The sequence below is a fragment of the Parabacteroides sp. HGS0025 genome, from assembly GCF_000969845.1.
GTDB classification, from domain to species: domain Bacteria; phylum Bacteroidota; class Bacteroidia; order Bacteroidales; family Tannerellaceae; genus Parabacteroides; species Parabacteroides gordonii.
In genome coordinates this window covers 715,247-737,528 of record NZ_KQ033903.1, presented here as the reverse complement: position 1 = coordinate 737,528, position 22,282 = coordinate 715,247, and the positions used below count along the sequence as shown (strand labels likewise).

Genomic DNA, 22,282 nt, shown 5'->3' with positions numbered 1-22,282 from the left:
TCTGTTAAGCCTGATATTTCTGCCTTTTATATTTTCATGTGAAATGAAAAAGGATTTATTAGGTGGAATTGAGAAGCCGACTGATCCGCAGTTACCTAAAGATGCCGGAATGTTAGATCTGGAGCTAAATCCGGAAAAAGAGGTGGTTATTCCGACTTCAAAAGGAGATGAAATAGAAGGTAGTGATGAAATACTTGATGCGGCGGATTTCTCTGTTGGCATCTATGATGAAGAGGGAAGATTGGTTGAGTCATATGATAATTATGCTCAACTAAAGGAAACAGGTGGTTTATTACTATCTCCCGGAACTTATGTTATCAAGGCTGAAAAAGGAAATGATTTGAATGCCGGCTTTGATAAACCATATTACAAGGGAGTGGATACATGCATCATACAACCCCAAGTTATAGAAAAAGTGATAACTTCATGTAAATTAGAAAATAAGAAGGTGACGTTCCGTTACTCAGAAGATTTTCAAAAACAGTTTGAGGAAGATTATTTTGTTGTGGTGGATAATGGATCCGGAGTTTTGACTTTAGATAAAGATGAGACACGTAGTGCTTTTCTGAAAAATACGGGAATATTGCGTTTTACAGTCTATGTTACTTCTAAAGCAGGAAAGCAACTGATCTATAATTATGATGTATCAAAAAATGAGCAAGTAAATCAGCATAACAATGTTGTGATTGATTTAGGTCTTATCAATGATAATGACGATAGCGGAAATAATAATCCGGGAGATGGAGGCGGTGAAGGGGATGATGATGAACCGGAAGATCCGGGTGATACCCCTCCGGATATACCTACCAGAAAACCGACTCTTTCAGTAGATGTATCTTTGGTCGAAAAAGATTTTATTATAGAGATACCATCGGATATCTTAAATAGTGGAGGTGATGATAATACAGGTGGCGGAGAAGAGCAACCGGGTGTTGATCCGAGTGAACAAAGTCCGACTATTGCAGGAACGATGGATGGTAAGTCTTTTGATATGAATGCAAAGCAAACAATTTCTGTAAGTACCAATAGTGTAGTGATTAATTTATATTTACCTACTGGGTTGGAATCTTTAACTGTCAGAGTAAATATACCTAATGTACCGATAGATTTGTCTTTGGATTTATTGAATGAAGATGATCCTAATCTGATAGAGATAAAAGGTGTTTTATCAGGAATGGATAAAGTATTGTTGACGCCAGTTAAAGGAGCTAAGGGGAATCAGAAGTTTGATATTTCTCCGTTTCTGGATTTGTTAGTACAAGTAGGTGGAGATTCTTCTTTTGCTGTATCAATGAAAGACAAGAATGGAAAAAGTGTCAATCAAACTTTAAAACTGACTGTAAAATAAATAAGACTAATGAGACAATATATTATAAGTATATGGTTTGTTTTGGCTCTACAGTTGATGTGGGGACTGATTTCCTGTAATGATGAAAAGAATACTGTAGCATCGGTTGGGTATCTATATTTAGGTGTAGAGGAAGATGATGTTACAATTACCCGCACTGTAAAACCTGTTACGGATGAGATGCTACGAGTGGATATAATGTCAACATCAGGAGATACAGTAAAATCTTATGCTGATTATTTGAAAGATGTTAAAGGACAGAAGTTAATACTTCCGGTTGGAAATTATAAAGTTGTGGTCAGTTCTAATAAAGATGGAGGAGCTGCATGGGATTCTCCTTTCTATGTAGGGGAAACAGAAGAACCGATTGCTGTAAAAAGCGGAGAAATTACAAATACATCTATTACATGCAAAATTGCAAATACGAAAGTGACAGTATCCTATAAAGAGAGCCTGAAAAAGTATTTTATTGATTATTGTGATACTGTTAGCACATCGGCAGGACAATTAATTTATACCCGCGATGAGTATCGAGCAGGATATTTTACTTCAGGAGGCAATCTGACTGCAAAGCTTTACTTAAAGAATAAAGATGGTAATGAGTTCACTTTGCAACGTATTGTGAAAGATATTAAGCCTCAATACCATTATAATCTGATTTACAGTTTGGATGAAAGTGGTGAGGATGAAGCTGGCTCAGGCTTTGATATCTCTGTAGATCCAACAGATCCAACAGAGATTAATTGTTATATTTTTATCAAGCAAGAAGATTTGTTTGGAAAAGGTGTACCAGAATTGAAAGTTACTGGTTTCGATGACGATGAAAATGTACTAACATGGAAACCTATAAAGAAAGGTGAACAGCAGGATTTGCCCGATCCGGAATTAATTTTGACGTTGAAAGCTCTTGTTGGTATTCAAGACATAAAGGTAAATATTAGTTCAACTCGATTTAATGAGGTAGATCTGGGAATAGATACTGAAAAGATTACAAAAGAGGGGCAAGAAATTAACTTAAATGCATTATTAAAAAAAGCATATGATTGGGAAAAGCTAGAGTCTGTTGAAACACATTCTTTTAATATAACAATTATAGATAATCTCAATCAAGAGGGAGTTGTTTCTTTTTCTTTTGTAATTATTCCTGATTTAGATGTTGAATCAAAGGTAAACGCGTTTTCTACTTTTGCTCTTTTAAAAGGATCTTCAGATGATTCTGAAAATCAGAGATTTGTTTACTGGAAAGAAAATGAAACATCTACTATAGAGGTTGTAGCTGATGAATTTTTTCAAGCTGTGATAATGGGTTTGAAACCTAGTACTAAGTATTATTATAAGGCTCTAGCAGGTAATTCAGAAAGTAATATTATGGAATTTACAACTGAAGCCGCAATGTTATTACCTAATGGAGGTTTTGATAAATGGTATACAAAAAAGGAAAGTAACAAAGATATGGAATATCCGGAACCATCTACATATGATTTTTGGAGTAGTGGCAATAATAACTATTTAGGTATGGGTACACCTTATTTATTGTCATCTACAGATGAACGAGTAACAACTGTAAATAATAATCTTAAAGCTGCGAATCTTCAATCTACTAAGCCAGCAGCTTTTGTCAAATTAGCAGCAGGAAATTTATTTACAGGTGATTTTAAGGTCGATGGAACTGGTGGTGAAATTAAGATGGGGAGACCCTTATTTTCTCGTCCAACATCTTTGAAAGGTTATTATTGGTATACTCCAGGGGATGTAGATGCTAATGGTACTGTGAATTTTCCAAGTGGAGGAAGTGTTGAAGTTCCTAGAAATAGTCAGGATAAATGTTCCATATATATAGCGATATGTAAACGAACCTATACAATTAATACGAATCATCCTAGTACATTGTTTGATCTGAACGAAGATGCATTTAAAGAAAATGTGATTGCTTATGCTGAATTGCCTGAAGAAATGTGTATCAAAACGGATGGTTATAAAGAGTTTAATTTAGTATTGGAATATCTTCAACCGGATTATATCGCGTCTGAATATTATATTGCAATAGTTTGTGCCGCTGGTAAATATGGTGATTATTTTATTGGAAGTACTTCTAGTAATTTGAAGTTAGATGAATTTGAGTTAGGATATGAATACGATGAAAACTGTTTTAAATAAATAATATAAATGAAACGAACACCTTTTTACCTGTTATTGATAGCCCTGTTCTTCTCTTTGCCTGTGATGGCCAAGAAAGAAAAATATGAGCGGAATATTGTGATGAAAACGTTTATTCCTAAAGGGCAATGGATGGTAGGTGCTACTTTTTCATATAATGAACATGTAGATGATAATTTCGAATTTCTTTCTGTGTTGAAAGATATAAATAGCGAAGGGTATACTTTTAAAGTAACTCCTCTTGTCAGTTATTTTATAAAAGATAATATCAGTATAGGAGGACGCTTTGCTTATTCTCGCTCATTTACAAAATTAGATAATATATCGTTAGAATTGGGGGATGATTTGAGCTTTGAAGTACAAGACTATCATAGTACGTCCAATACATATACGGCTTCGGTCTTTCTTCGTACTTACCTGAACTTAGGTGATAGTAAACGCTTTGGACTTTTCAATGAAGCCCGTGTGTCTTATGGTTATTCAGAAAGTTCTGGATCAACAGGTAAAGGTGTTGATTTAAGCGGACTGTATCAGTTAAAACATAATCTGAATATCAGTGTTGCTCCAGGTCTTACTTGTTTTATTAATGATTTTACAGCAGTAGAGGCTTCGGTAAGTGTTGCAGGACTTAATTTTAATTGGTATGACCAAACTCGCGATCAGGTGAATAAAGGTTCTCGTACAGCCAGTTCTGCTAATTTTAAAATCAATCTTTTGTCAATAGACCTAGGTATTGTTTTTTATTTATAATTATTAAGAAAGTATGCGGATCGTTTCAATGATAATTGGTTGTTTGTTGTTGCTCTTAGGTTGTGTGAAGAATGATTTTCCATATCCAACTATTAAGTGTGCAATTACCGACTTTGGTGTGGATGGTATGACTTCGGTTAAGATTGATGCGAGTGCTCGTACGGTTGTGGCAAAAGTGGTAGATACATTGGATTTACGCGATTTGAGAGTGAACCGTTTGGAAGTAACAGAAAAAACAACTGTTATACCGGATGAAAAAGCTTGTATTGATTTTACTCATTTCCCTGATACAGGTTTTGTTTCAGTAGACAGTCTGCCTGCTACAGCTAATACACGAATGAGTTTTAAAGAACCGGTTAATGTATTGCTTCGTTTGTATCAGGATTATCCATGGACGATAACAGTACTGCATGATATTGAGCGTGTGGTGAAAGTCAATAATATGGTAAGTCCGGCGTTAATAGACGAAGTCAATCATAATGTAGTGATACTTGTCGATTCGGCGAAGCAACCCAAGTTAACTAATATTGAAATAGAAGAATTGAAACTGGGATCATCTGTTGCTAAAACAGAACCAGAGCCTAGTTCGGTGACGGATTTTACACGACCACGTGTATTTAGAATAACGGCTTTCGGCGAAATGGAAGAATGGACAGTCAGTGTCCGTTATCCGTCGGGAGATGAAGGTCAGACATCTACGCTTTCTGCATGGACAAAACGTGCTTATATAGAAGGGACAACAAAAACAGGCGATGTCTCTGCCCGGTATCGTGAGCTGTCGAAAACGGAAACAAAAGCAGACGATGAAAGTGTTTGGGAGTCTGTTTTATCTAATGAAATAGAGATTTTTGAGGATGGACGTTTTGTGTTGACGTTTACTCATTTGAAGCCCGGAGCTACTTATGAATATGAATTAACTGTAGATGGTAAAACAGATAATGTACAAACCTTTACAACTGAACCAGAGGAGAAAGTTCCCAATCTCTCATTTGATGATTGGTTTAAAGACGGTAAAAGTTGGTATGCAAATAAAGACCTAACAGTGGATAATTATTTCTGGGATTCCGGAAATAAGGGATCAAATACTGTAGGAGAAGCAAATCCGACATCTCCGGAAACGAGCAATGTAGTAAAAGGAAAAGCTGCTCGCTTGGAAAGTAAAACTGTTGCCGGCGTTTTTGCAGCTGGAAGTTTGTATACAGGTACCTTTGGCAAGGTTGAGGGATTAAGCGGAGCTTCTTTGAATTTTGGTCGTCCGTATTCTTCCCGTCCTTCTGCTTTAAAAGGGTATTATAAATACAATGCAGGAACAATAGATAAGGCAAAAACTCCTTATGAAGATTTGATCGGACAGAAAGACTCCTGTCATATCTATGTAGGCCTATTTACATGGGATAAACCTTTTCCTGTAAATACCAGTACCGGTACATTTGTCGATCGTACATGGAATAATGAAAATATGGTAGCTTATGGCGAATTGGTTAACGGCGAAACAATCAAAGATTATACTCCGTTTACAATCCGTTTAAAATATCGTGATTATACAACTAAACCAACCTATATTCTGATTGTTGCATCCGCTAGTAAATATGGTGATTACTTTACAGGAAGCACAAGTAGTGTGTTGTTGTTAGATGAGTGTGAGTTAGTGTTTGAGTAATTTGTGATAGAAGAATAATGGATAAGAAAAGTTTATATATTATATGTTTGTTTCTATTGATGATCGGTGGCATAAAAGCACAAACTATAATTACTGTCGGAAGTGCAGATGAATTACGTAGTGCTGTAAATACGTCCGGCTCAGTGGAAATTCATCTTACGAACGCAATTGAATTGGATGATGAGACTCTATCAATTACTCAAGGTTCAATAATACTTGATTTAAAAGGGAATACATTATCTTCAACAAGAAAGAGTGATGGAAGATCTATTTGCATCTCTATAAAGGGCGGTAGCCTTATTTTAAAGGGAGATGGTAAAGTTTCTGCTACGGCTAAAGGAACTACTGCTGGAACTTGGGGATCAGGGAAGAATGGTTATGATGCTGTTGCGATTTCTTATGATGGAGGGGCTCTTGATATTTGGAGCGCAGAGTTTGAGGCTATTGCTACTAAAGGTGCAGGTATTATTTCAGGTAAAGATGGTATAGCCTATACTATAGACACGAATAATGGAGCCAATGTTAAAGGAGCAGTCCCTTATGGTGCTTATGTCGTTGGTAGAGATGATAGTTATGATGTAAAAAATATTGTAGCCTCGTCAACTAAAGTCTCATTGTCTGACTATATAGCTCGTTTTGAGACAGATTCGAAAGATACTCCAACTCCGAATGATATTAATTATAGATTAGATAAAGAATTCAATTGGCCTGAAACAGAACCTGTTAAAAAAGGGTATATATTTAAAGGATGGAATACTGACCAAACAGTAGAAATGATAAATGAAAAACCAGTTTTGACAGATCGTAAGGCTACTGGAACAATTATTTATAAAGCACAATGGACCCTAGTCGATTATAATATCACCGTTAAACTTAATGGAGGGACACTTGAAAATACAATTATACCTTCTTCTTACAACATAGAAACAGAAACAATAAATCTACCAATACCGACGAAAACAGAAGGAGGTCGTCAATATAAATTTATGGGTTGGTATAAAGAACAAACTTTTTCAACTGCCAGCGAAATAACGGCAATTCCGAAAGGCTCTGTTGGCAATATTGCTCTTTATGCAAAATGGTTACCTATTTATACTATTGAGTATAAGTATGATTCGAACAAAGCTTCTTTAATTTCAACAGCTTTAAAAAATTATGTAGAAGATGATTTAAGAAGTCCTTATGTTTTACCAAGTCTAACACCTTTTAATACAGAAGAATATGCATTCGCTGGTTGGTATGAGGATTCTAATTATTCTGGGACTCTGGTTGAATCAATATCGAAGGATCATTTGCATGATTATGTATTATATGGAAAACTTTCCCAGTCATATCCTATCGTGTTGCATTGGAATGCAGATAATTTGGAAAAAGAACAAATATATTACACATCTGAATTGGGAGGAACATTGCCTTCTCGTGCTCAAAAAAAGAACGGTTACTCTTTTGGTGGTTGGTATGATAATAAAGAATTGACAGGTACTAAATATACAGAAGTTGCAGTTGGACAAACAGGTAAAAAAGATTTTTATGCCAAGTGGATTCCCATACAATATGCAATTTCGTATGATTATCTGTATAATGCTACATTGCCTAAAGATGCTCCTAAAGAGTATAGCATTGAAACAAGTGTCCTATTACCAATGCCAACTCGTCAAGGCTATTCTTTTGTAGGTTGGCATGCAGTAGATGAATCGGAAGATTGGTCGGAGGCAGGTCATGGAGTTATTCCTTTTACTTTTAATGATCAAAAAGACCAAACCGGTAATAAGACATTTTATGCCGAATGGAAAGGCGGACATATTTTAACGATTCAACAGTCGGAAGGCGGGAAGATATCAGTCAAAAATAAAACGAATAATCAAGAGGTAGAATCGGGTATTGCAATAGATAAAGGTACAAGTCTGGAAATTTCTGCGGTAGCTACTTCTTCGACTTATAAATTTAGTGAGTTATTGATAAATGGGAAATCGTATACATCTGTGCCGCAAACTGTAACTATGCCGGATACTTGTGGTTTAACTGTTTCTGCTATTTTTGTAGACGGACGTCCATCTGCTTCTAAGCCAGAGATGAGTACAAATCCGGTAAATACAGACTATATTCCCGTAGGAGAATCAGTAATAGTTACATTAAAAAATACTGATAAGGATGCTATCTTGTATTATACAGTCGATGGTTCGAAAGAAAAAGCTTATACACAGCCGTTTATGGTTTCTGCAACGACTGCAAAAAAAATGGAAGTGAAGGCTATTGCTCGTAAAGAAGGATATAGGGATGGTGTAACAACTCGTCAGATAACTTTCGGAACAGGGAAAATTGTAATTACTTTCGATTTACCGGAAGGTATAACGGCTGTTAACCCAGATGGCGGAGAAGTGGTTTCGGCTGTGGCAACGGGTGGTACTTTTGAGTTTATTCTGGATGTTGATGAGAGCGTAATCCCTTCAACAAGTCAGATGAAAGTATTGGTTAACGATACTTTGCGAATATATCCTGATGCTGCTGGCGTTTATACATTGGAAGAACAAAAAGCAAATGTGAAAATTACAATTGCAGGAGTTGTTCAGAAAGGTGTAACAGTTACTTTGACACAAACGAAGAATGGGCAAATTGTATTTGCTGATGATGAAACAACGGCAACCCGTAAAGTAAATTATGGTGATACTATTATCGTGAAAGCAATACCTAATGCGGGATGTTATTTCACGAAATGGATGGATGGTAATACTGATATCTTACGTCAGATTATAGTAAAGAACGATTGGAACTTGTCTGCAGTCTTTTCTGCTAATAAATATGTTTATAAGGTCGTGTTCCCTCAGATTCAAGGAGTAACAGTTAAAACATTGTCTGCTTATTCAAATGAAGTTGAGGATGGTGGAACCTGTAAATTCTATTTACGTCTGACGGAAGAATATAATCAGTCTACCCCGGTTGTTTATGCGAATGGAGAAAAACTAGAGCCAACTAAAGATGTGTATAGTCTATATTATATCCATACGCATTATAGTATTGCAGTAGAGGGGATTCAACGCAATAAAGAGATATATACATTGCCTGAGCATGTAACCGGAATAAATCTGGAAACCGGAAAAAGTCTGATTGATGCAGCGACTCTTCCGGAAGCACAAGTAATGGTTTACGCAAATGCTCCTGATGGACAGGTTTTTGATAAATGGAATGATGGAAGTAAGGAGAATCCTAGAATAACAAGAGCATCCAGTGCGTCACATTTATTGCCAATTTGGAAAAAAGCTTCTGAAGGAATACATAAAGTTGATTTTATGTTGAGTGCAGGAGCAGGCGTTGCTGCTGTTAATGCTGGAAATGCTTCTGCTGTTCTAAAAGGAGAGAATTTCCAGTTTAAAGTGGTTTTATTACCTCAATATAGTCAAAGTCCTGTTATCGTTAAAGCAGGGGATAAGGTTTTGCAGCCTGTTGTGGAATTACGAGCTGCAACGGAGTTGACTACGCGTTATTATACATTGGAGAATTTATCAGCAGATACTAAAGTAGAAATTACGGGACTTATGCTTAATAAATATAAGCCTTTGGTAGAGCAAACAAAGGGTGGGAAAATTTCTGTCTCTACATCTGATTCTGTAGCTTATGGAACAGATATAACATTAAAGGCTATTGCCGATCCAGGTTATATTTTTCTTAAATGGAGTGATGGAAATACTTTAAATCCTTATCCGTATAAAGTTGAAGATAATTCAAGTGTAAGTGCCGTCTTTATCGGGAAAGGCTTGACTGTCGATAACGAATCGATCCAAAAAGAAGAAAATGCCCAGATCATGGTATCCGGACAAACGTTATCGGTTACTGTTGCAGAAGAGTCGATGTTATATATATGGGATTACAAAGGCTCCCTGTTCCGTAATCAGAAGATACCGGCCGGAGCATACACATTGAACTTACCTGCCGGTGGATATCTCGTGAAAGTGGGAGATATGGGAGCAAGGAAGATTATAATTCGATAATATCTAAAATAATTTCCGTACCTTTGCCCCTCAAAAAGAGAACACAAGGTATGGAAAAACAGTTTAAGAGAACGCTGATTACTACGGCGTTGCCGTATGCGAACGGGCCGGTACATATCGGGCACCTGGCTGGTGTGTATGTGCCTGCCGATATATATGCCCGTTACCTTCGCCTGAAGGGAGAGGATGTTTTGATGATCGGGGGATCGGACGAGCACGGTGTGCCTATTACCCTTCGCGCTAAAAAAGAAGGGGTTACACCGCAGGATGTGGTGGATCGTTTTCATGGCATCATCAAGAAATCTTTTGAGGACTTCGGTATCACGTTCGATATCTATTCCCGTACAACTTCGCCGACACATCGACAGGTGGCATCGGACTTCTTCCGTACCCTGTATGAGAAAGGCGAATTCATCGAAAAGACAAGCGAGCAATACTACGACGAGGAAGCTAAACAATTCCTTGCCGACCGATATATAACCGGTACATGTCCGCATTGCGGCAACGAAAAAGCGTATGGCGACCAGTGCGAAGCCTGCGGTACTTCGTTGAATGCTACAGACCTGATCAATCCGAAGTCTGCCATCAGCGGTAGCGAGCCGGTGATGAAGGAAACCAAACACTGGTATCTTCCGTTGGATAAGCACGAGCCTTTCCTGCGTCAATGGATCCTTGAAGATCATAAGGAATGGAAATCAAACGTATACGGACAGTGTAAGAGCTGGCTGGATATGGGATTGCAACCACGTGCGGTAAGCCGCGACCTCGACTGGGGTATTCCTGTGCCGGTGGAAGGTGCTGAAGGTAAAGTGCTTTATGTATGGTTCGATGCGCCAATCGGCTATATCTCCAATACAAAAGAATTGCTGCCGGATAGCTGGGAGACCTGGTGGAAAGATCCTGAAACCAAGATGCTGCATTTCATCGGTAAGGATAACATCGTGTTCCATTGTATCGTTTTCCCGTCTATGCTGAAAGCCGAAGGCTCTTTCAACCTGCCGGAGAATGTGCCTGCCAACGAGTTCCTGAACCTGGAAGGCGACAAGATCTCTACCTCTCGTAACTGGGCGGTTTGGTTGAATGAATATCTGGTGGATATGCCGGGTAAACAGGATGTGTTGCGTTATGTATTGACGGCCAACGCTCCGGAAACGAAAGATAATGACTTTACCTGGAAAGATTTCCAGGCTCGCAATAATAATGAACTGGTTGCTATTCTGGGTAACTTTGTAAACCGTGCCCTGGTACTGACAGAGAAATACTTCGAAGGCAAGGTGCCTGCCGCCGGTGAGCTGACCGATTACGATCGTCAGACATTGAAGGATTTTGAAGATGTGAAAGCCAATGTGGAACGTCTGCTGGATACGTATCATTTCCGTGATGCGCAGAAAGAGGCTATGAACCTGGCCCGTATCGGTAATAAATACCTGGCGGATACAGAACCCTGGAAACTGGCCAAGACAGATATGGAACGTGTGGCAACGATCATGAATATCGCTTTGCAGATCACAGCCAACCTGGCGATCGCTTTCGAACCGTTCCTGCCGTTCAGCATGGAGAAACTGAATAAGATGTTGAACGTAGAGCCGTTGGGTTGGAAGCGTCTGGGCTCGACAGACTTGCTCGAAGCCGGTCATCAGTTAGGTAAATCAGAGCTTCTGTTCGAGAAAATCGAAGACAGCGTGATCGAAGCACAGGTTCAGAAATTGCTGGATACGAAGAAAGCAAACGAGGAAGCCAGTTATAAAGCGAAACCAATTCGTGAAAATATTGAATTCGACGATTTCACTAAACTGGATATCCGCGTAGGTACGATATTGGAATGTACAAAAGTGCCTAAGGCTGATAAGTTGTTGCAGTTCCGTATCGATGATGGATTGGAGAAACGTACGATCGTTTCCGGTATTGCCCAGCATTATGCACCTGAAGAGTTGGTAGGAAAACAAGTTTGCTTTATCGCAAACCTGGCTCCCCGTAAGCTGAAAGGGATCGTATCGGAAGGAATGATCCTGTCTGCGGAAAACTTTGACGGTAAGTTGGCTGTCATCACTCCGGAAAAAGAGGTGAAACCTGGTAGTGAAGTAAAATAAGAGAAATAAACCTTGCGTAAGAGGTATCAAAGGTGTGTCATCTTGTTTCCGCATGAATGGCACACTTTTTTTATAATAATGTAGCAGTTGCTACGTTATTAAATGCAAGGAAAAACAAAACGGGTACAAGAGAATAAAGATGTTTGAAAAACAGATACAAATGGTCGATTTGCATGGACAATATCATCGCCTGAAAGAGGAGATAGATACTGCGATGCAAACAGTAATCGAAAGCAGTGCCTTTATCAATGGCCCTCAGGTGAAAACCTTCGGAGATCATTTGGCCGGGTATCTGGAGATCCCTTACGTGATCCCGTGTGGGAATGGAACGGATGCCTTGCAGATCGCACTGATGGCGCTCGAACTACAGCCGGGGGATGAGGTGATCGTTCCTGCATTCACTTATGTGGCTGCTGCGGAGGTGATTGCTTTATTGGGGTTAACGCCTGTCCTGGTGGATGTCGACCCGCAGACTTTCAATCTCGATCCGCAGAAAATAGAAGGGGCGATCTCCCGTAATACGAAGGCAATAATAGCCGTGCATTTGTTTGGACAGTCCTGTGATATGGAGCCGATCCTGCAACTTGCCAAAAGATATCACTTGTATGTGATAGAAGATAATGCCCAGTCGATAGGAGCTGAATATACTTTTGCAGACGGGCATGTGAAGAAAACCGGAACGATGGGAGTGATCGGAACGACTTCTTTCTTCCCTTCCAAGCCGTTGGCCTGTTATGGGGACGGGGGAGCCCTGATGACTTCCGACGAGATACTGGCTAAACGTATCCGTATGATCGCCAATCACGGGCAGGAACGTAAATATCATCATAAACTGATCGGATGTAATTCGCGGTTGGATACTTTGCAGGCTGCTGTGTTGGATGTGAAGTTGAAACATATCGATGAATTCACGGAAGCCCGCAGAGTGGTTGCCGGAAGGTATGATGAAGCACTGGCTTCGTGTGATCTGTTAATCATTCCGAAGAGATCTGCTTTTTCTACCCATGTATACCATCAGTATACGATTCAGTTGAAGCCTGCGGCTGGTTTTTCAGAGATGGCGAAGCAACGGGAGCTGTTGCAGAGTTACCTGAAAGAGAAAGGTATTCCTTCGATGGTTTATTACCCCTTACCTCTGCAGGCACAGGATGCCTATAAATGGATGGCCCGTACGCCGGGATGTATCGATGAATCGGCTCGTTTGAGCAAATGCGTCTTGTCACTGCCTATCCATACCGAAATGTCGAAAGAAGAACAAGAATATATAATTGATGCTATAGTCAATTTTAAATATGATGAATAAGATAAAATTTGCCGTAGTTGGTTGTGGGCATATCGGAAAGCGCCATGCCGAAATGGTGACCCGCGATCCGGACGCTGAACTGGTTGCCTTGTGTGATATCCGTCCTCGTGGGGAGTTGGGAATAGAGGCTTATGATGTCCCTTTCTTTACGGATCTGCAGGATTTGTTGCAAAGCGGTCTGCAGATAGATGTAGTTAACATCTGTACGCCGAACGGCTTGCATGCTTCTATGGCGGTAAAGGCTGTTGAGGCCGGATGTAATGTGGTCATAGAAAAGCCGATGGCACTGACGCTGGCAGATGCGGAGAAGGTGGTTTATGCTTCTTTGAAATATCATAAACAGGTGTTCTGTGTGATGCAGAACCGGTATTCTCCTCCTTCTGTATGGATCAAGGAAATGATTGAGTCCGGTAAACTCGGTAAGATCTATATGGTTCAGTTGAATTGTTATTGGAACCGTGATGACCGTTACTATAAACCGGGCGGCTGGCATGGGGATGCAGCATTGGATGGGGGTACGCTTTTCACCCAGTTCTCCCATTTTATCGATATCATGTACTGGCTGTTTGGCGATATTTGCAATATCCAGGCTCGTTTCGCGGATTTCAATCATGAGAAACTGACTGCTTTTGAAGATTCAGGCTTCGTAAACTTCAACTTCGTGAACGGAGGAATGGGTAGTCTGAATTATTCAACCTCTGTATGGAACAGGAATATGGAAAGCAGTATGATGATCGTAGCCGAGAATGGCAGTGTAAAGATCGGCGGTCAATATATGAATGAAGTGGAATATTGTCATGTGAAAGATTATGAAATGCCGGAGCTGGCTCCGACTAATCCGGGTAATGATTATGGTCCTTATAAGGGTTCGGCGCAGAACCATAACTTCGTGATCCGCAATGTCGTTCGCGTGCTTTCGGGCTTAGGATCTGAAAGTATTACTACCAATGTCCTGGAAGGTATGAAGGTGGTCGATATGATACAGCGTATTTACGCACAGAAAGAATAATTGCATAACTAGTATTAATAACATAAGTAGTTTTAGTAAGTCACTCCGGCTGCTTTTGTACAAATAAGTTTTTTTATAGGGGTAGAATCCCTTCAATTTCCTATCTTTGTGACAGTTTAGTCATTCTCGGCATGGGACTGACGAACCTTTGTGTGCTTTCATTTTTTGAAGCATGTTGAGATATATAGGGAAACTCAAATTTAACAAATAGCATGAAACAGATTTTAGTTACCGGAGGAGCCGGATTTATCGGCTCTCATCTTTGTGAACGCCTGCTGAAAGACGGAAACAATGTGATTTGCATGGATAATTATTTTACAGGTCGTAAACAAAACGTTATCCACTTATTGGACAATCCATATTTTGAACTGGTCCGCCACGATGTGACGTTTCCTTATTATGTAGAAGTTGACGAAATCTATAATCTGGCTTGTCCGGCGTCGCCTATACATTATCAGTTCGATCCGGTGAGTACGACTAAAACATCTGTTATCGGTGCTATCAATATGCTAGGGTTGGCTAAACGTACAAAAGCCCGTATCCTTCAGGCATCGACCAGTGAAGTATATGGGGATCCGGTGGTTCATCCTCAGGAAGAAAGTTATTGGGGTAATGTGAATCCGATAGGTATCCGGAGTTGCTACGATGAAGGCAAGCGTTGTGCGGAGACTCTGTTTATGGATTATCACAGACAGAATAAAGTCGACATCAAAATCATCCGCATCTTTAATACCTATGGTCCGCGTATGCGTCCGGACGACGGTAGAGTTGTATCAAACTTTATCGTGCAGGCTCTGAAGGGGGAAGATATCACTATCTATGGAGACGGAAAACAAACCCGTAGCTTCCAGTATGTGGATGACCTGATCGAAGGCATGGTTCGTATGATGGCTTCAGAAAACTTCACCGGCCCCGTAAATTTAGGTAACCCCAGAGAGTTTACAATGATAGAACTGGCGGAGGTTGTGCTTAAAATGACTAACTCAAAATCAAAAATAATATTTACACCGCTTCCTGCTGATGACCCTAAACAGCGCAAACCGAACATCTCTTTGGCAAAGGAAAAGCTGAATGGCTGGGAACCGAACATCCGTTTGGAAGAAGGGTTGGTTGAGACGATTAAGTATTTCAAAAGTCTTTAATTTTGTATTTGATTATAAATTATGAAAATAGCGATAGTAGGTACAGGCTATGTAGGTCTGGTAACCGGAACCTGTTTTGCCGAAATGGGTACCGAAGTTTTTTGTGTAGACGTAAATACCGAAAAGATTGAGAACCTAAAACAAGGCATAATTCCTATCTACGAACCCGGGCTGGAAGATATGGTTCATCGCAACCAACAGGCCGGAAGATTACATTTTACAACCGATTTGACAGAGTGCCTGGACGATGTGGAAGTTTTGTTCAGTGCCGTAGGTACACCTCCGGATGAAGATGGTAGTGCCGACTTGAAGTATGTGCTTGAAGTGGCTCGTACGGTTGGTCGCCATATCAAGAAACATATTTTGGTGGTGACAAAGAGTACGGTTCCTGTCGGTACTGCGAAGAAAGTTCGTCAGGCTATTCAGGATGAATTGGATAAACGGGGAGCACAGATCGAATTTGATGTTGCTTCCAATCCTGAATTCCTGAAAGAAGGGGCGGCGATCAGTGACTTTATGAGTCCGGATCGCGTTGTTGTCGGTGTCGAATCGGAGCGTGCGGAAGAGTTGATGACTCGTCTGTATCGTCCTTTCCTTTTGAATAATTTCCGTGTGATTTTTATGGATGTGCCATCCGCAGAGATGACCAAATATGCTGCAAATGCTATGTTGGCTACCCGTATCAGTTTTATGAACGATGTGGCTAACCTGTGCGAGATTGTCGGTGCCGATATAAATATGGTGCGTAAAGGTATCGGTTCGGATAACCGTATCGGTAATCGTTTCTTATATGCCGGTATCGGTTATGGAGGTTCTTGCTTTCCGAAAGATGTAAAAGCGCTGATCAATACAGCGAAACTGAATAACTATCCGATGCGTATTTTGCAGGCGGTAGAAGATGTCAATGATGAGCAAAAATCTCTGTTATTCCGTAAACTGGAAAAACATTTCAATGGAGATCTGAAAGGTAAGCGCATCGCTATCTGGGGATTGGCATTTAAGCCGGAAACAGATGATATGCGTGAAGCTCCATCATTAGTACTGATAGAAAAGTTATTGGCAGCAGGTTGTGAGGTATATGCCTACGATCCGGTAGCGGTTGAAGAGTCTAAACGTCGTATCGGAGAGTCTGTACATTATGCAAAAGACATCTATGACGCTGTTGTAGACGCCGATGCCCTGATGCTCGTTACGGAATGGAAAGAGTTTCGTATGCCTTCCTGGTCTGCCATTAAGAAACTGATGGCTACCCCGCTGGTACTTGATGGTCGTAATATCTATGACATTAAGGAGATGGAGGAGAATGGGTTTGTTTATCATTGCATAGGGAGGTAAATGCAGGACATTCGATAGTAAAAAGGATGGTGTGTTTGTTCTCAAGAGTTTTTGAAAAAGAACTATCACACTATCACCTTTTTTATGTATCTTTTGATTTATAAGTGATTTAATGGTGATAGTTGATAAAGTCATCTATCACTGATCTATCACAAACTATCACTGTCTCTATTTTTGTGTAAGTATACACTTTTTCATATCGAACAAGTTACCTTTTTAAGACAAAACAAGGAGAAAAGTTGTTCGAGATCCCTCTTTTCATGCTTTTTACACCCCGATCTGAACGATGCGGAGACCCGGGTGTGAAGGTGTTCGAGACCCAGGTCTCAATGAGTTTTTATAGTTATGTTGTTGAAAATAAGTAGTATACTATCGGTAAATAGAATGCTGTTTTTGTGATAGTATGATAGGAGAATAAGTATCTGTCACGCATCCTATCACGATCTGTAATTATTGATTTTCAATCAATCTGAGATTGTAGGTGATAGTGTGACAGTTATTTTGAAAAATACTGCTATTTGTGTGTAGTGTTGAGAAAAAGAGGTAGATGGGAATTGTTATAAGACAAAGTATCAAAGGGACTGTTGTTACGTATATAGGAGCTTTTATCGGCTTTTTAACTACGTTCTTTATCTTAACGAAGTTTCTAACTCCGGAAGAGATCGGTTTGACCCGCGTATTGTTTGAAGCTGCATCATTGTTAAGTAGTTTTGCTTTGTTTGGAGTCTCGTCTTCTGCTATTCGTTTCTTTCCGTATTTCAAAAGTGAGGACGGGAAGAATAACGGATTCTTTTTTTATTTGATGTTACTACCTATAATTGGTAGTATTATATTCATTACTTTGTATTATTTTTTGCGAGAGCCTATTACCGCTTTGTTTATAAAGAATTCGGAATTGTTTGTCAATTATTTTGATAGTGTACCTCCCTTTATGATATTTTTATTATATTGGACTGTCTTTGAGGTATACTCGAGTTTGTTAATGCGTATAGCTGTTCCAAAACTGATACGGGAAGTAATATTGAGATTGTTATTAATCGTAGCCTATTTGTTGTATGCATTCGATGTGGTTGATATGGACGGTTTTGTAGCATGTTATATCTCCGTATATGCCATATCGATGATGTTTGCATTTTTATATGTATCCAAAATCGGATCGATATCATTAAAACATAATTTTTCCTTTATAAGTACCGATTTGCGAAAGCAAATATGTAGTTATACATTGGTTTGGATGATAGGTGCTTTAGGTTCGAATATTGTAAGTCGATTGGATTTATTTATGGTTGGTTCACAATTAGGGCTCGATTATGCAGGTATTTATTCGATTGCTTTTTATATAGTGGCTGTTATTGAGATTCCTTCTCGTTCAATAGCTACAATTTCTTCTCCTATAGCATCTTCTGCTTTAAAAGAAGGTGATATACATGCTGTGACTCAATTATATCGTAAAGTGTCACTACACCAATTGATGGTTGGCGGATTTGTTTTTTTGTTGATATGGATCAATATTGATAACATTTTCGCCCTGATACCGAATGGCGAGGTGTATAGTAAGGGTAAATGGGTTGTATTCTTTTTGGCTTTAGGAAAGTTGATAGAAGTGACTTTGAGTTTTGGAAATAATTTGATTAGTTATTCTCGTTATTATTATTGGGGATTGTATTTTACTTTTTTCATTACGGCTATAGCTATTACTTTTAATAATTGGTTAATACCAATTTTAGGTGTAACAGGTGCTGGGGTAGCGACAACATTAACTTGTCTGATCAGCTATAGTGCACAACAATGGTTGGTTCAGGTGAAAATTAAAACAAATCCTATCTCTTTAAAACTGGTTAAATTGATAGGTTTATTTATATTAGTGTTGGGTGTTAATTCATTATTGCCTAAATATCATATAGTTATAGTTGATGGACTATATAGGACTATCATTGTGAGTCTTTGTCTTTCTTCATTAATCTATGTGTTGAATATTTCGGAAGAGGTAAATACTTTAGTTAATAGATTTATTAAAAAGCTGCAGAATTAATAGTTGTATGAAGACATTAACTTTAGTGCCTATTGGGGGATTAGCCAATCGATTTTATGCGATAACTTCAGCGATAGCATTTTGTCAGGATTATAATTTAAAGCTTAAAGTGATTTGGTTCAAAGATAAAGGAATGGGGGCTGATTTCCACTCTCTTTTTGAACTATCTGAAGATGTAAATAAATCAAATATCGAAATAATAGATGCTAAATGGTACCATTATATTTATGATAGGCCAAGAAAAAAGAATTTGTGGTTGCCATGGTTATGGCAACAAGCAATATTTGATCAAATATTGCTTGAGAAAGATGCTTATAATGAGGAAGTCTCTTGTTTTCAAAAATTGAAAAAAGGAGGTAATTCTTATTTAGTTGCATTTTATCCTATTTATTCAAAGGATAGTATGTTGCACTATTTGCGGCCTAATTTGTATATAAGAAAAAAAATTGAACATTTAAAGTCTTCATTTGGTGAAAATGTGATAGGTGTACATATTCGTAGGACTGATAATGCCTTATCTATAGGTAAGAGTCCTCTGGATTTATATATTGATTCTATGTATAAGTCCATTGAAGATAATCCTGATGTGAAATTTTATGTAGCTTCTGACTCTAAAGAAGAAAAAGAGAAACTTAAAAATATTTTTCTTGACAGAATCTATTTTTTAGATTGCGTACAAAAAAGAGATTCTCTTGAAGGCATAACAGATGCTATTATTGAATTATATCTCTTGTCCTCTACCAAAAAAATATACGGTTCTTTTGCTAGTACATATTCAACTTTGGCAGCAGATATTTCAAAAATAGATTGTACTATCTTATCTGTTTGATTTTAGTAAGTAGATTTATGAATAAAGTAGAAAGTGATGGATAATAAGAGAGAGATTGCTCTGATGCGTTTATCAAATATTGAAATACCTTCAAAATATAGTAGGGAGTACATTTATTACAAATGTTATTTGACTGATATGAAAGGTGTACTTGATAAATACATTTGTAAAAATAATTTTGTTTTTGATATTGGTTGTGGAAATAAACCTTTTGAACAATATATACGATCATTATTGAAAAATGATATTCCGGCAATGTATATTGGAAGTGATGTTGTTCAATCTTCTGATAATAAAGTTGATATAATTTGTGATGCAACAAATATCCCTGCCTCTTCTTCTTCTTACGATATTGTTATTTGTACTCAGGTTATTGAACATATATTTGATCATATAAAGGTCTTTAAAGAGGCAAATCGTCTTCTTAAGCCCGGAGGATTTTTTATTGTAAGTAGTAATTTTGTTTGGGAAATGCATGAGGTACCTTATGATTATTATCGTTTTACAAGATATGGCTTTAGAGCATTATTAGAAAAAAGCGGTTTTGATATTGTAGAGGAGATTGCTAATGGAGGAAAATGGGCTGTTTTAGGACAGTTATTATTACAGATCTGTTGGATTAAGCATAATCCAACTTCCGCTTTGTTTAAGCGGAAGTTCTTCACTTTATTAAGGCGATCTATGTCTCTGTTGTGTAATAATTTATTTTTATTTTTAGACAATAAGCATAAAGACTCTAGTAAGTATACTTTAAATTATATTTTCGTAGGGAAGAAAAAAGAATAAGTATGGATCTTATAACGATTTCAATGCCTATATATAATGTGGAAAAGTGTGTAGAGAGAGCATTACTTTCTGCATTAAATCAATCGTATGAAAACCTGGAGTTTATTATTGTTGATGATAAAGGAAATGATAATTCTATAGAGATAGTAAAGGATATTATATTAAAACATCCTCGAGGTAGATATGTTAGGATAATAGAGCATGATTGTAATCGAGGTACAGGCGCAACTAAAAATACTGCAATAAAAAATGCAAAAGGAAGATTTCTTTATTTTATGGATAGTGATGACGAGATATCTTCAGACTGTATATATAAGTTGTATGAAGAGATTTATCGTACAAAAGTCGATGTTGTTAGTGGTTCATATAAGAAAATAACTCCTATCAATACAATAGATTGCAGTATGCAGCAAACTGTAGAGATAAATAAGGAGAGTATAATATTGAGTTTTTTTGATGGGCGCTTTCCTGTTTATACTTGGAATAAATTATATGATTTGGATTTTTTGAAAAAATTCAATATAGCATGTGTAGATAATCAAACGATTGAAGATAATTATTTTACATTTCAAGTACTATTACATGCCAGGTCTTATAGTATAATTCCTGATATTACATATTCTTATATATTGAGAGCAACCTCTTCAACAACAGGGAATTTGTGGTCGATAAAAGTATTCGAACAATGGTATGATATATTTGTTGATCAATTGATTTTGTTGAAAAAAAGTAAATTATCTATTCAACTGAAGAGGAAAGTTCTTAAAAAACTCTTTTGGCTACGTGTGAGTGTTTCAGAAAGAGCAATTTCTGATTTGTATGATTATGAAAAATATATTAATGCTTATTTGGGCAAGCAACTCAATGTTTTTTATTTAAATAATAGCGGGGTTTTGTATTTAAGCTATTTATTATCTAAATCTCCATATTGGATAAAGATAATATTTCTTAAGCTTCATATGTTATTGTCATAATTTATGATCTCAATTATTACTGTAAATTATAATGGAATTGTTGATACGAGGAATTTGCTAAATTCTTTATATAACAATATTGTAGATATTGAGTATGAAATGATTGTTGTGGATAATGGCTCTAAAGAAAATGAAGCTGAATTATTGCAACAGGAATTTTCTCAGATTAAAGCTGTTAGGAGTGATGTGAATTTAGGATTTTCAGGAGGAAATAATCTGGGTGTCAAATATTCTAAAGGAGATTATTTGTTGTTTTTAAATAATGATCTCATAATTTCTTCTGATTTCATAACTCCGTTGTTAGATATTTTTTCTCAAAAAGAGAAGGTGGGTATAGTGTCTCCTCAAATATTGAATACAAATGGCTCTTTATGTTATGGAGGTTGTAAGCCAATAGGACATTTTTTATTAAAAATACATTATTTGAATGGCGATCCTGAAAATGGACTTCATACTTTGCAAGAAGTTTCTTTAGCTCATGGAGCTGCATTAATGATAAAAAGAGATCTTTTGGATTGTGTAGGAGGGTGGCCTGATATATATTTTCTGTATTCGGAGGAAATAGATTTATCATTGCATGTGAATAGAAAAGGATATTCTATTTGGTATGAACCTAATTCAGTTGTGTATCATATAGGTAGCCAAAGCACAGGAAAAGGATCTCCTTTAATTTATTATTATAATACTCGAAATAGACTTTTATTGTATAAAAGAAATTTGAAAGGTATAACACGATTTTTATCTATTGGGTATCAGTTGTTTGTGATAAATTCGATATTGTTAGTAAAACTTGTTTTACAGGGACAGACAGCTTTATGTAAAGCTGTCTGTAGCGGTTTTATAGATTTTCTACTGGGAAACTTTTATCAAAAGAAATAAAT

General features: G+C 37.7%; 15 protein-coding genes. All 15 read left to right on the top strand.

Annotated elements, in window-relative coordinates:
- The first annotated feature begins 43 nt into the window (after window positions 1-43).
- The 15 genes from HMPREF1212_RS20035 to HMPREF1212_RS19965 all read left to right on the top strand — a co-directional run bounded on the left by HMPREF1212_RS20035 (window position 44) and on the right by HMPREF1212_RS19965 (window position 22,280).
- Window positions 44-1,348, top strand: a complete 1,305-nt coding sequence (locus tag HMPREF1212_RS20035) for a DUF4493 domain-containing protein (RefSeq protein ID WP_157317077.1) — start codon at window positions 44-46, stop codon at window positions 1,346-1,348.
- Window positions 1,349-1,357: 9 nt separating this feature from the next.
- Entirely contained in the window at window positions 1,358-3,505 is a 2,148-nt protein-coding gene (locus tag HMPREF1212_RS26415; protein ID WP_052725063.1) for a PCMD domain-containing protein, read from the top strand.
- 9 nt (window positions 3,506-3,514) lie between these two features.
- A complete protein-coding gene (locus HMPREF1212_RS20025; protein ID WP_046150825.1) occupies window positions 3,515-4,255 on the top strand; it encodes a hypothetical protein in 741 nt (246 codons plus the stop codon).
- A 13-nt stretch (window positions 4,256-4,268) separates the two neighbouring features.
- The gene (locus tag HMPREF1212_RS20020) at window positions 4,269-5,915 is read left to right on the top strand and encodes a PCMD domain-containing protein (RefSeq protein WP_046150824.1); all 1,647 of its coding nucleotides are present in this window, start codon (window positions 4,269-4,271) and stop codon (window positions 5,913-5,915) included.
- Window positions 5,916-5,932: 17 nt separating this feature from the next.
- Window positions 5,933-9,901, top strand: coding sequence for an InlB B-repeat-containing protein (locus HMPREF1212_RS20015; protein WP_046150823.1), 3,969 nt, complete (start codon window positions 5,933-5,935; stop codon window positions 9,899-9,901).
- A gap of 50 nt (window positions 9,902-9,951) precedes the next feature.
- On the top strand, window positions 9,952-11,991 hold the full coding sequence (metG, locus tag HMPREF1212_RS20010; RefSeq protein ID WP_046150822.1) for a methionine--tRNA ligase: 2,040 nt from the start codon (window positions 9,952-9,954) through the stop codon (window positions 11,989-11,991).
- A 139-nt stretch (window positions 11,992-12,130) separates the two neighbouring features.
- A complete protein-coding gene (locus tag HMPREF1212_RS20005; RefSeq protein ID WP_046150821.1) occupies window positions 12,131-13,294 on the top strand; it encodes a DegT/DnrJ/EryC1/StrS family aminotransferase in 1,164 nt (387 codons plus the stop codon).
- Entirely contained in the window at window positions 13,284-14,303 is a 1,020-nt protein-coding gene (locus HMPREF1212_RS20000) for a Gfo/Idh/MocA family protein (RefSeq protein ID WP_046150820.1), read from the top strand. Before HMPREF1212_RS20005 ends, HMPREF1212_RS20000 begins: the two co-directional genes overlap by 11 nt.
- A gap of 212 nt (window positions 14,304-14,515) precedes the next feature.
- Window positions 14,516-15,445: a UDP-glucuronic acid decarboxylase family protein gene (locus HMPREF1212_RS19995; protein ID WP_028726489.1), complete on the top strand. Its 930-nt coding sequence runs from the start codon at window positions 14,516-14,518 to the stop codon at window positions 15,443-15,445.
- A gap of 21 nt (window positions 15,446-15,466) precedes the next feature.
- Window positions 15,467-16,780, top strand: coding sequence for a UDP-glucose dehydrogenase family protein (locus HMPREF1212_RS19990; protein WP_046150819.1), 1,314 nt, complete (start codon window positions 15,467-15,469; stop codon window positions 16,778-16,780).
- 547 nt (window positions 16,781-17,327) lie between these two features.
- On the top strand, window positions 17,328-18,812 hold the full coding sequence (locus HMPREF1212_RS19985; protein ID WP_046150818.1) for a lipopolysaccharide biosynthesis protein: 1,485 nt from the start codon (window positions 17,328-17,330) through the stop codon (window positions 18,810-18,812).
- Window positions 18,813-18,819: 7 nt separating this feature from the next.
- Window positions 18,820-19,641 (top strand): O-fucosyltransferase family protein, encoded by an 822-nt coding sequence (locus HMPREF1212_RS19980; protein WP_052725062.1) that lies wholly within the window; start codon window positions 18,820-18,822, stop codon window positions 19,639-19,641.
- A gap of 36 nt (window positions 19,642-19,677) precedes the next feature.
- On the top strand, window positions 19,678-20,427 hold the full coding sequence (locus HMPREF1212_RS26410) for a class I SAM-dependent methyltransferase (protein ID WP_052725061.1): 750 nt from the start codon (window positions 19,678-19,680) through the stop codon (window positions 20,425-20,427).
- 2 nt (window positions 20,428-20,429) lie between these two features.
- Window positions 20,430-21,401, top strand: a complete 972-nt coding sequence (locus tag HMPREF1212_RS19970; RefSeq protein ID WP_052725060.1) for a glycosyltransferase family 2 protein — start codon at window positions 20,430-20,432, stop codon at window positions 21,399-21,401.
- A 3-nt stretch (window positions 21,402-21,404) separates the two neighbouring features.
- Window positions 21,405-22,280 (top strand): glycosyltransferase family 2 protein, encoded by an 876-nt coding sequence (locus HMPREF1212_RS19965; RefSeq protein ID WP_046150816.1) that lies wholly within the window; start codon window positions 21,405-21,407, stop codon window positions 22,278-22,280.
- Window positions 22,281-22,282 lie beyond the last annotated feature (2 nt).